Source organism: Spirulina sp. LEGE 11439, assembly GCF_059821285.1.
Window position 1 is genome coordinate 92,126 of sequence record NZ_JCAMRX010000017.1, and the last position, 12,334, is coordinate 104,459.

The window sequence follows — 12,334 nt, forward strand, 5'->3', positions numbered from 1 at the left end:
AAAGCCTTGTATTTTCTATTTTAAGCGAAAATTGTTATAATTGATACCAAAAACTATGAAAAAATTGGCGATCGCGATCGGATTGGGACTAATATTTTGCAATCTGATATCTTGTAATGCTAACAATAAGTTGACAGCTAATGAAGAACAATTTGATCTTTTGATTGAGACCAATAAAATCGCCTTTTTAGGAGATAGCATTACCGAAGCTGGCACTCGAGAAGGAGGATATATCTGGTTGTTACAAAATTCTCTTAAAGAACTTTATCCTAATCGAAAATTTGAGATTGTTAATGCAGGCATATCGGGTAATAAATCCCGACAAATGCGACAACGCTTTTCTAGTGATGTTTTGTCTAAGAATCCCGATCTAGTTTTTATTAATGTTGGTGTGAATGACGTTTGGCACGCCTTTTATGATTTTGAGGAACAAAAGAAGTATCATGAAGGTAATTTACCTGCGGGAAATTCTTTGGAACAATATCAAGCAGATTTAATAGAAATGGTGAAGTTAGCACGAGAGAAAAATATTAAAGTTGTCCTTCTTGCACCGACACCTATTCGCGAAAATTTAGACAGTCATGAAAATCAGCGTTTGGTTGACTATATTGCTGTGATGGAAGCGATCGCAACTAAAAATAATTGTTTGTTTATCAATCTTAACCAACCTTTTCAAGATATTATCAAGACTTATCAAAAATATGCTGGAACAACTCAAAAAATTCTCACTCACGATGGCGTTCATCCTAACCGATCGGGAAATCGCGTTATTGCTTACACAATTTTGAAAGGTTTGGGAATTCCTGAAGATCGCTTGCAAAATCTATATGTTGAGGACTGCGTAGGACTGTGTGAGGATTAATCATGGCAAGATGGGCATGCGATCGCTTCACCCATCTTTGCTTAAATTTGTGTTTATGTACCTGTGATTTTCTGCACTAATTTTTGAAAAACTTTCTCTGCGCGATCGTTTTTGACTTGACAAGTTCCTGCATTCGCATGTCCGCCACCGCCATAATCTAACATGAGTTTGCCAATATTAATGCTTGAGGTTTTATTTAAAATAGATTTACCTACGGCAAAGACAGTATTTTGTTTTTTCAAGCCCCACATTACGTGCATGGAAATACTGCATTCAGGATATAAGGCATAGACCATAAAGCGATTACCGGGATAGATGGTTTCTTCTCCTTTGAGATCTAAAACCACAAGATTATCATAGACTTTTCCGCACCGTTCAAGTTGTTCTTTAAACTTTTCTGCTTGCTCAAAATAAAACTCTCGTCTTTCTTTGACATCTTCAATTGCCAAAATTTCTTCAATAGAATGGTTTTGGCAATAGTCAATTAATTCCATCATCAATTGATAATTGGAAATGCGAAAATTCCGAAATCGTCCTAATCCTGTGCGAGCATCCATTAAGAAGTTTAATAGCACCCAATCTTGCGGTTCTAATATTTCTTCTCGGTTGAATTGAGCGGAGTCTGCTTTATCGACTGCAGCCAGCATTTCTTGGGAAACATTATGAAACTTTTCCGAACCGCCATAGTAATTGTAAACGACCCTAGCTGCAGAAGGGGCATCGGGATCGATAATATGATTGGCTTGAATTTCTGTGTTTCTGACAATCTCGCTCGAGTGATGGTCAAAGGCTAAGTGTACGCCTTCCACATAGGGTAAATTGGTAGTGATATGGCGATCGCTAATCTCAATTTTGCCATCTTGCATATCTTTAGGATGTACGAACTCGATCTCTTCAATTAAGTCAAGCTCTTTTAACAAAACTGCACAAACCAGTCCATCAAAATCGCTGCGGGTGACAAGGGTATATTGTTCGTGTTCTGACATAAGCGTAATTTGAGAGTTGAATTTGAGAAATTGGGACTATTTTTACGATCGCCCAAAATTCATTATAATCTTGATTGCGAATTGACACTACTACCATTCTAGCAGTTGTACACTTTGGTAAAAAAGAAAACTTCCCAACCATGCTAATACTAAAGAATAAACTAAAGAAAGTAGCGTAAATTTCCAAGATTTTGCCTCGTTAAATAGCGTTACAATTGTGGTTAAACAAGGGGTGTATAGCAAACAAAAAATACAAAAACTATAACCTTGAGCAAAAGTTACGGTTTCAGCAATGCGATCGCTAACGCCTAATGCCCCCAAACCATAAATTACGGCCAAAGAACCAATGACAATTTCTTTGGCAATAAACCCAAAAATTAACGCCAATGTTAAATAAGGATCGATGCCGATCGGCTGCATGATTGGACTCAAAAATGTCCCAATATGACCGCCAATTGTTTCTAGTCCTGTCGCACCAACAGGCAAGCTGGTAATAGACCAAACAGCAATACAACCAAAGGTAATAAAGCCTGAAGCACGAGAGAGAAAGGTTCGTACTTCTCCCCATCCCCTCAAGGCTACTTGTCTCCATGTTGGCAAGCGATAAGGAGGAAGTTCTAAAACGAATGGCTCATCATTAGGAAATGTACCTTGAAAAATTGCTGCTGTTGCGATCGCGGCGACAAAACTTAATAAATAAAGAGAAAATAAAACTAATGCCCCATTGCCATTAGGAAATGTTGCGACAATAATAAAAACAAATACTTGTAGCCGTGCGGAACACAGAGAAAAAGGAATTGTTAGCATAGTTAAAAAACGCAAGGCTTGCGATCGCATCACTCGGGTGCCCATTAATGCTGGAACGTTGCAACCAAATCCCATCATTTGCATGACAAAACTGCGTCCGTCTAACCCCAAACGTGCCATCATTCCATCCATTAAATAGGCAGAACGGGATAAGTAACCGCTATCTTCTAAAACTGCCATTAAAACAAAGAAAAGGACGATTAAAGGAACAAAAGAAGCGACCGTAGAAATCCCATTCCAGAGACCGTGAATGATAAAGTCCTTAAGGATTTCTGGTAGTGGTGCGATCGCGGGTGCGAGGAAATTGCCTAATATCCAATCTGCGAGATTTTTCATGACATCTTGAGAAGGTAATCCAATTGCCCAAATCAGCCAAAATACCGCAAACATTCCCCCAAAAAATAAAGGCAATCCTAAAAGAGGATGTAGCAAAATGCGATCGATACGTTCTGTCCAAGTTATCTTGATTGATGAAGGAGTTTCTACCGCGTCCTCAAGAATTTCTGCGATCGCTTCTGGGGTAATCTCTTTACTTTGGTTTAACTGTAATCCTAGGGCTTGAGGAGAGACAGGAATGCTCTTTTCTTGTGATTTTTTATTGATTGCTTCATATGCCTGTCGATAACCTTGACCATATTTTGCACTGATAAGAAATGCAGGCATTGACAAATGTTTTGTTAATTTTTGAGTATTAATCGAAATTCCATATTTTTCTGCTTCATCTGCCATGTTTAACATTACAATGGCTGGTATTCCTAAATATTTTATCTGTAAAGGCAACCGAATTTGGCGATCGATCTGAGACGCATTAAGAATAACGATCGCTAAATCGATCGCATAGTTTTCCAGAAAGTCGCGAACAATCTTTTCATCATCGGCAGTTCCTTGGAGATCGTAAATACCGGGAAGATCGACAATTTCCACTTCTTGCTCATTAATTTTAACGATTGCTTGCAACAAATCGACCGTAATTCCAGGCCAATTTCCTACACTTGCAGCCATACCAGTGATGCGATTAAAAAATGTAGATTTTCCCGTATTGGGCATTCCTAATAAGGCAATTCTCTTCATTGGTAATTGATAACTGGTGTAAGGACGTTGCATGCAACGTTCCTACTGATAACTGATAACTGTAATATATTGAGCTTCTTGTCGTCGAATGGCGAGTTCTGTTGTCTCCCCCACGCGAATGTGTAATGGTCCTCCAAAACAGGCTCGACGTAGAACTTCAATAGGGCGATCCCGCACGATCCCCATAGCAGCTAAATGTTGCAAAAATCTGTGTTGCAAAAATTTATCTAAAGTCACATCATCCGAAGGATTAATAATACTTTCTATTCGAGCGAGAGTTCTAGGTTGTAACTCAGTTAATGCGATCGCCTTGATTTTCTGTACCAATTTATTCTCCTTGACTTTCCTCACAGCAATATTCTCTGCCTTTTATCGTAACATTTTTTAATACTTTTTACATTTCTCTAAACGCAAAAAAGCGATCGGTGGCCAGACACAAAAAACAAAAGAAACTTTAACATAAAATATTTTTACGTCAACTGAGTTCGCAAAATTCTGTCTTTTCGTTCATTGGAGAGCGATCGCTTGCTTCTTCTCGACTGAGCCAGAGAATCATCGTACATTCTCTAGAAAAGGAAAAATCATCGAACTAGATGACTTTTTTTATTATATCTTTATAATTCGCAACTGAATATTCTAAAATAGAGAAAAGTGGCAGGCAACGAAAAATAGGCCTGTCCCTAAAATTTTAGATTGATTCGATGAAACAATTTGCCCGATCGCCAAGATGGAAAACAAAAGAACCGATTGCGAAAAGCTCGAAAATGAGTATTTTTTCAACGATCCCCTTGAGCGATCGCGGTAAGGAACGCACTTTCTCGCTCAATCTTCCCTGTCTTTCTCTCAGTATTATCACCTTAGTTGAAAACCAAAAAATATTCTCTTTATTTGAGCTTGAAAATCTACAATTATCTCCTTTCACAACGCAAGACCTAACACCTTTATTGATATCGAGTTGCATCGTGTCAGTGCTAGCGATTCTGTTTTGGCGAAAAAAACGGATTCATGCAGAAAGTTCAACGAGCCAAAAAAACAAAATTCCCGATCGCTCTCCCGATCGCGACCAACTCCTCGAACTGCAACAAAACCTCGAGGCTTCAACACGGTTGGCCAACCGTCTCAGGGATCGCCTGCGCTATCAAGCAATTATTACCCACCTGAGTCAATTGAGCTTGACCGAACCAAACTTTGAGAACGTGCTACAAGAAGCGGGTCGAGCGATCGCTACGACCTTAGAGGTGGAATTTATTGGTATTTTCGAAGGTCTGAGCAATGAAAGTTCCTTAATTCTCAAAGCAGGATTAGGCTGGTCGGAAGACTTCATCGGTTATGCCAAGATTTGGCTCTCTGAGACCTCTCTAGCCGGTTATACTCTCGATAGGAAAGCCCCCGTAGTCTTCGACGATCTTCCCATTGAAACGCGCTTTCATGCGTCCCCATTATTCCATAATAGTAAGATTGTCAGTGGGGCAAATCTGCTCATTGCCCGAGAAGAAGGCATTTATGGAATGTTAGGCGTGTATTCTCGGCGATCGCGACAATTTGCAGAAAACGAACTCGAATTTCTCCAAGCCATCAGTGAGATTATTGCCGCAGCCCAACAAAAACAACAGCAACTGACTCAACTCAATCTCTTCAAACGCGCCTTGGATGCCAGCAGCAATAGTATTGTCATTACCGATGCGATCGCCCAAAATACCCCCATTATCTACACAAATCCCAGTTTTGAAAAACTAATGGGATACAAAACAGAAGAATTGCTCGGGCAAGGAAGTTCTTGCCTCTACAGCAAGCAAACCGACCCAAAAATTCAACAAGAGATCGCCAGTGCTAAACTTTGCGGCGTAGAGTACCATGCCATCTTCCAAAATTATCGTCGCGACGGCACCCCCTTCTGGAGCGAACTCTATCTCGCCCCCGTCCTCGATCCTCAAGGATACTTGACCCACTACATTAAAATTCAAACCGACATCAGCGATCGCTACCAAGCCGAGATTGCCCTGCGAGAGAGTGAAGAACGGTTTCGCCTGACCTTTGAACTCGCCCCCATCGGCATGTTTATTGCCAGCCTCGACGGCTGTTATTTACAAGTCAATCAAGCATTGTGTCAAGCCTTAGGTTATTCCCGAGGGGAACTCGTGCAAAAAAATCAAAGAGAACTCACCCATCCCGACGATCGCGCCGCCGATCTGGCCATCAACCAAAAACTTTTACTGGGAGAAATCGATCGCTTTCAACTGGAAAAACGCTTCCTCGTTCGAGACGAACGGATTGTCTGCGCCCTATTGCAAGGAGTCGTCGTCAAAGACGATCGCGGCATTCCCAGCCATCTTCTCGGACAATTGGTGGATATTAGCGATCGCAAGCAGACAGAAGAGGCATTGCAAGCCAGCGAACGACGACTGGAGGGAATTCTTGCCTCCATTGAAGATGTCGTTTGGTCGGCAACGGCAGATCGATTGTTACCCCTGTACCTCAATCAAGCCGCCGAAACCGTTTACGGTCGCCCCGTCACCGAATTTTTCCGCGATCCCAATCTTTGGCTCGAGATCGTCCATCCTGAAGACCGATCGCGCCTCAAACGCCAAATCCAAGTTTTAATGGGCATTGGCCACGCTGAAATCGAATATCGCATCCTGCGACCCCAAGGAGATATACGATGGCTCTACTGTCGCAGTCACCTCGTCCGCGATGACGACGGGAAACCCTTTCGCATCGACGGCATCAGCAGCGATATTACCGAACGCAAGCAAGCCGAAGCCCGCTTGCGTCACAGTGCCTTTTACGACGCGCTCACGGATTTACCCAACCGCGCCTCATTTATCGATCGCCTCTGGCATACCATGCGTCGCGCCAGCCGTCGAGGAGGCTATTTATTCGCCGTTCTCTTCCTCGACCTCGATTGGTTTAAAGTCATTAACGATAGCTTGGGACATACCCTCGGAGATCTTCTCTTGGTGCAAATGGCGCGGCGCTTGGAAAGCTGTCTGCGTCCCAGCGATACTTTAGCCAGACTTGGAGGAGATGAATTCACCATTCTTCTCGAAGAACTCGCCGATCCCCAAGATGCCCTCGATATTACAGAAATGATTATTGCGAGCCTGCGATCGCCTTTCGATCTCGAGGGTCACGAAGTTTTTACTAATACCAGTATCGGCATTGCTTTTTCACAATTAGATTATTTGGAGAGGGGCCCGACATCTTGCTCGCCGATTGTTTACGATCGCCCCGAGGATTTTCTCCGAGATGCCGACACCGCCATGTATCGCGCTAAAGCCCTCGGAAAAGGACGCTACGCCATTTTCAATAGCCAAATGCACGCCTCCGCCCTCGCCCGTTTGGAATTGGAAACCCACCTGCGGCGATCGCTGGAACGAGAGGAATTATTTGTTTGCTACCAACCCATTATTTCCTTAGCAACGGGAGAATTAATGGGTTTCGAGGCACTATTGCGCTGGCAGCATCCAGAAAAAGGGTTAATTTCCCCTGCCAAATTCATTCCCATTGCCGAAGAAACCGGCGCGATCGTCCCCATTGGTGCTTGGATTTTACAGGAAGCCACCCGACAACTGCATCTATGGCAGGAGCAGTTTCCCTATTATTCCTCTTTAACAATCAATATTAATCTTTCCGGCAAACAGATTCGCGAACCAGATTTTATTGACGCGATCGATCGAATCTTGGCAAACACAGGGTTACAAGGGATGTCTTTGAAATTGGAAATCACCGAAAGCATTTTAATGGATAACGTCGAAGCCGCCACGCAAATGCTCTTAGCCCTGCGAGAGCGGAATATTCAACTCTGTATTGACGATTTTGGGACGGGTTATTCTTCTTTAAGCTATCTTCATCGCTTTCCCGTCAATACCCTGAAAATCGATCGCTCTTTTGTCAAGCGAATGCAGCCCAACGGTAAAAATCTCGAAATCGTACAAGCGATCGTCTCTCTCTCCCGCGCTTTAGGCATGGATGTCGTCGCTGAGGGCATTGAAACCGAGTCACAATTAAATCAACTTAAAACCTTGGGCTGCGAATTTGGTCAGGGCTATTTATTTTTCCATCCCCTGACCAAAAACGAAGTTGAAGACGTATTAAAACAAGGTTGAAGGCAGAATCCCGGTTTCCCATTGTTCATTGTTCGTTATTCATTGATAATTGAGGTCGAAGGATGGCGAATTGCATTCGTCAGATCCGATCGACCTATTGATAATTGTTCATTGAATATATGCCTTTACCGAGACGCGCTAGCGGAATTTTGCTGCATCCGACCTCTCTCCCCGGTGCTTTTGGCATTGGAGACTTGGGCAAAGCGGCCTATGGTTTTATCGATTTTTTAGTCGAAAGCGGCCAGCAGGTGTGGCAAATCTTACCCATCGGACCGACGGGGTACGGAAATTCTCCCTACCTTTCCTATTCGGCATTGGCGGGAAATCCCCTCTTAATTAATTTGGAGTGGCTCGAGTCCGAGGGATTGTTAAGTGCGGCGGATTTGGCAAGTTTACCGGAATTTGATGGCGATCGCGTTGATTACAATCGCGTCATTGCCAGCAAGTTTCCCCTCTTAAGAAAAGCCAGTCAAAATTTTTCGACTCTTGCCACTCCCGAGCGGCTAAAAGCCTTTACAACCTTTTGTCAAGAGCAGGCTTATTGGTTGGATGATTATGCGCTCTTTATGGCCATCAAAGCAGACCATCAGGGACAAAGTTGGTATCAGTGGGATGAAAAATTGGCCAAACGGGATCCCAAAGCTCTCGCGGCTTGTCGGGAAAAGCTGGCGAAAGAAATCTTTTTCCATCAATACCTGCAAGCAGAATTTTTCCGGCAATGGTCTACCCTGAAAGAATATGCCAATCGCAACGGTATTAAAATTTTTGGCGATATTCCTATTTATGTTGCCCACGATAGTGTTGATGTTTGGGCGCATCCAGAGATTTTTCGTTTGGACGAAGAAACTGGAGAACCCGAGTTAATGGCGGGAGTTCCGCCGGATTATTTCAGCGAAACCGGTCAGCTTTGGGGCAATCCCGTTTATAACTGGAAGGTTTTAGAAGAAACCAACTTTAAATGGTGGGTGCAACGCATTGAGGGCATGCTTAATTATGTCGATCTGATGCGAATCGATCATTTCCGAGGCTTTGAAGCCTATTGGGCGGTGCCGCAAGGGGAAAAGGTGGCAACCAATGGGGAATGGCTGAGCGCTCCCGGCATAGAATTTTTCACGATTCTCAAGGAAGATTTAGGAGAGTTGCCCATCGTAGCCGAAGATTTAGGGGTGATTACGCTTGAAGTGGAAGAATTGCGCGATCGCTTTGAGTTCCCCGGCATGAAACTCCTGCATTTTGCCTTTGACTCGGGAACGGGGAATGGTTTCTTACCTTTTAATTATCCTCACAACTGCGTTGTTTACGCGGGAACTCACGATAATAATACGACGGTTGGTTGGTTTGAAGCGCGATCGCCAGAAGAAAAACAGCGCGTTTGGGACTATTTAGGGGGAGAACCTGCCGAGGGCATTCACTGGGCGCTCATGCGGGTGGTACTCTCTTCTGTCGGTAAACTAGCGATTTTAACCCTCCCAGATCTACTGGGGTTAGGAGAAGAAGGACGCATGAACCTTCCCGGCCGCGCTGAAGGGAATTGGGACTGGTGCTATCGATCTGAGCAACTTACCCCCGAAATTCGCGATCGCCTTGCCAAAATGACTGAAGTTTACGGCCGCGCCCCAGAAAAAAGAGATGAGGAAAACGGCTAAAATCTCATCTTTCCAGCCGATTTTCTCATTCGTTCTTCTCCGAGCTAAGAGCGGGATTTAGGTGGCACAAAGGTTGCAGTTTCAACGGCTCCTCGCGTTCCGAGGGGCTTGGCTTCTTGGTTGTTGATAGCAACGACAACGCCTCCAGCATTCCCCGCCACTACGGTGATTTGCTCTTGTGCGTGCCAAGTTTTTTGTTCCCCTTTGGCCAGAGTGCCTTGATAGACGATTTTGCCATCTGCGACAACTTTTAACCAACAATCATCTTGAAGGGTCATGGAAACGACAACGGGGGCATTTGGGTCTGTAGCTTGTGGGAGAGGGGGATCTTGTGGGCGATCGCTAACGGTTTGCGTGGGTGAAGTCGGAGTAGTTGCAGTTGGAGAAGGAGATTGAGGCGGGACGGCTGCTGGTTTTGGTGGTTGTGCCTTGGGAGGTGATGGGACAGCAGATTGAGAAGAGTTTTGCGAAGAATTTTGAGGAGCGCTTACGGGTTTTGTGGCTGTATTATTAGCCGGAGCATTGGCGATCGCGGGAGATTCGGCATTATTTTCATCTGCTGTTGCGGGAGAAGGGGTTTGCGTAAAGTTTTCCCTCGATCGCGAGGCCAGCAAAGAAAAACCGCTCATCGCGCAAACAAGGATCAGAGTATAAGCAAGATACCAAGGAAAAAGACGAACTTTATAACGTCGCAAGGGTTTCCAAGAGGTCTGAATGCCTTTGATTTTGGGGTCAATGGGAAAAGCTGAGGCAAAGTCTCGTCCTTCTAAACCAAGGGCTTCGGCAAATTGCTGAATCAAAGCGCGAACGTAGACAGGTTCTGGTAATTCATTTCCTGTCCCTTCTTCAATTGCGGCTAACACGCGAGCCTTAATCCGCGTTTTTTCTTCTACCTCGTGTAGAGATAGAGATTGTTTTAGGCGAATTTCGCGGAGATAAGCGCCTAATTCTCTGAGTTTTTCCTCTTGGTTTGGCGTCAGATGAATTTGCTTGTGCATTATAAGGGTCTCCGTGGATCTACAGGCTTTTTAACGCGGATAAGGATTGAGAAGGACAAGGGTGAGAATAATGAGAGTGATAAGCGTAAGACAAAAGGGTACGAATTTCTGCTTCTGAGAGAAAACGATAGCAACCTGATGTTAAGGGGGAGCGATCGCGAGACTTGAGCGAGAGAGAACCAATCGCACTGCGATGCAGTTGCATAACAGGATAGCCCAATTGTTCGGCAATTCGACGAATTTGACGATTTTTTCCTTCTTTTAACACAATCTCTAACCAAGTTCTATCCCCATTGCATTTTAAAACATCAATTCGAGCGGGCAAAGTCATTTGACCCGAGAGCATTAATCCCTGTCGCCATTGTTGCAGGATGGCTTGAGGAGGAGAGCCTTTTACCCAAACGCGATAAGTTTTGGGCAGATGATAGCGCGGATGGGTCAAGGCAAGGGTAAAGTCACCATCATTGGTTAATATAATCGCTCCTGTCGAATTTAGATCCAAACGTCCGACGGGGTGGATACCCGAACCTTTTTGGGTTTGGGAGGGAAGAAAATCGAGAACTGTCTTTCGTCCTTGGGGATCCCGGCAAGTACATACGACTCCTGCGGGTTTGTTTAGTAGAATATATAATTTTTTCGGAAGAGATTGACCGATCGCTTTCCCGTCAATTTCCACGCGATCGCCGCCGAGGAGATCGGCTTTTTGCCCTAAATGCGCCAATTCCCCATTGACTCGCACGCGACCGGCCGCGATCGCGGTTTCAGCCTGTCTTCGAGAGGCAATCCCGTGGCGGGAGATTATTTTTTGCACCCTTTCTTGCATGAAAGTCTACTCCAATTCAAGGGGGAATGCGACGCGAGCCAAGACTATGAAGAAAAGTCTTCAATCTAATCGACGAAGTTTGCTAAAGTATGTACAAATATTAACAGGATTCTGGCCGATCTTGCGGGCAACTTTGCTCAAATTGCCGAAAAATTTGCGAGAAATTTCTGTAGATTTGCAGGGATATTCCTTTAGTTAAAAGAAATTTAGCAATTATAAGTTAATGTCGATACCTTCAACCTCTAGCGCTCGAATTGGTAAAATACTCTCCCCAGCCCTTCGTTTTTGGCTGCGATCGGTCTGCGATCGCCTCGATCGCTTGGATCTGGATATTGTGGGAAAAAATCGGCAAATCCTCACGGGTTATATTCCCAAGGTCGCATTGGCGTTTGAGGGAGCGGTCTATCAAGCATTACACTTTACGCAGGGTTGGGCGATCGGGGAAAACATCCGCATTAATTTAGGCCAAGTTATTAAAGGGAAACCCTTACAAATTCTCGAACCTATTACTGTTACGGGGGAAGTTCTGCTCGAGGAAGCAGATCTAAAAACTTCTTTAAATTCTCCGTTGCTGGCAACGGCGTTAAAAGATTTTCTCATCAGTTTGGTTGGAGATCCAGAAAATCTGCGTGATTCTTACGGAACTCATGACAATACTGGGGAAACGTGGGAGATCGACTGGCAGAATCTCGAAATTTTGGCGGGGGAAATCTCTCTATCGGGAAGACTCACCACGCCCGATCGCCAAGCAACGCCCCTGAAATTACGAGCGGGTTTACAATTAATTGGAACATCTCAATTGCATTTATTTCCTTTAGCGATCGAAAATTCTTTCTTTCCTCAAACGCCGGATTCTTTCTCTTTCGATCTGGGTTCGGAAGTGGAAATAGAAGAGTTGAGTTTATCTGAGGAGAAACTCCTAATTAAGGGAGGAATCATCGTTAATCCATGATTCAGTCACCAGTCACCAGTCACCAGTTACCAGTCACCAGTCACCAGTTACCAGTCACCAGTCACCAGTCACCAGTCACCAGT

9 protein-coding genes are annotated in these 12,334 nt (G+C 44.3%); 4 read left to right on the plus strand and 5 right to left on the minus strand.

Going from position 1 to position 12,334, the window contains the following annotated elements; genetic code table 11:
* The first annotated feature begins 55 nt into the window (after nucleotides 1-55).
* Nucleotides 56-862, plus strand: coding sequence for an SGNH/GDSL hydrolase family protein (locus tag AC6RV6_RS13750; RefSeq protein ID WP_500241422.1), 807 nt, complete (start codon nucleotides 56-58; stop codon nucleotides 860-862).
* A gap of 53 nt (nucleotides 863-915) precedes the next feature.
* Here the strand turns inward: AC6RV6_RS13750 and AC6RV6_RS13755 are convergent, their stop codons facing one another.
* From AC6RV6_RS13755 to AC6RV6_RS13765, 3 genes are all read right to left on the minus strand, one after another.
* The gene (locus AC6RV6_RS13755; RefSeq protein ID WP_500241423.1) at nucleotides 916-1,848 is read right to left on the minus strand and encodes an exopolyphosphatase; all 933 of its coding nucleotides are present in this window, start codon (nucleotides 1,846-1,848) and stop codon (nucleotides 916-918) included.
* A gap of 90 nt (nucleotides 1,849-1,938) precedes the next feature.
* Complete coding sequence (feoB, locus tag AC6RV6_RS13760; RefSeq protein WP_500241424.1) at nucleotides 1,939-3,759, minus strand: ferrous iron transport protein B; 1,821 nt, start codon at nucleotides 3,757-3,759, stop codon at nucleotides 1,939-1,941.
* Nucleotides 3,760-3,768: 9 nt separating this feature from the next.
* Nucleotides 3,769-4,077, minus strand: a complete 309-nt coding sequence (locus AC6RV6_RS13765) for a FeoA family protein (protein ID WP_500241425.1) — start codon at nucleotides 4,075-4,077, stop codon at nucleotides 3,769-3,771.
* A gap of 413 nt (nucleotides 4,078-4,490) precedes the next feature.
* Between AC6RV6_RS13765 and AC6RV6_RS13770 the strand changes: the two genes are divergently transcribed.
* Nucleotides 4,491-7,832: an EAL domain-containing protein gene (locus tag AC6RV6_RS13770; RefSeq protein WP_500241426.1), complete on the plus strand. Its 3,342-nt coding sequence runs from the start codon at nucleotides 4,491-4,493 to the stop codon at nucleotides 7,830-7,832.
* Between the two features lie 119 nt (nucleotides 7,833-7,951).
* A complete protein-coding gene (gene malQ / locus AC6RV6_RS13775) occupies nucleotides 7,952-9,478 on the plus strand; it encodes a 4-alpha-glucanotransferase (RefSeq protein ID WP_500241427.1) in 1,527 nt (508 codons plus the stop codon).
* A gap of 44 nt (nucleotides 9,479-9,522) precedes the next feature.
* Here the strand turns inward: malQ and AC6RV6_RS13780 are convergent, their stop codons facing one another.
* Together AC6RV6_RS13780 and AC6RV6_RS13785 are read right to left on the minus strand one after the other, a co-directional pair.
* Nucleotides 9,523-10,476: a helix-turn-helix domain-containing protein gene (locus AC6RV6_RS13780; protein WP_500241428.1), complete on the minus strand. Its 954-nt coding sequence runs from the start codon at nucleotides 10,474-10,476 to the stop codon at nucleotides 9,523-9,525.
* Nucleotides 10,477-10,495: 19 nt separating this feature from the next.
* A complete protein-coding gene (locus tag AC6RV6_RS13785; RefSeq protein ID WP_500241429.1) occupies nucleotides 10,496-11,299 on the minus strand; it encodes a pseudouridine synthase in 804 nt (267 codons plus the stop codon).
* 223 nt (nucleotides 11,300-11,522) lie between these two features.
* Between AC6RV6_RS13785 and AC6RV6_RS13790 the strand changes: the two genes are divergently transcribed.
* A complete protein-coding gene (locus tag AC6RV6_RS13790; protein WP_500241430.1) occupies nucleotides 11,523-12,251 on the plus strand; it encodes an LmeA family phospholipid-binding protein in 729 nt (242 codons plus the stop codon).
* The last annotated feature ends 83 nt before the right edge of the window (nucleotides 12,252-12,334 follow it).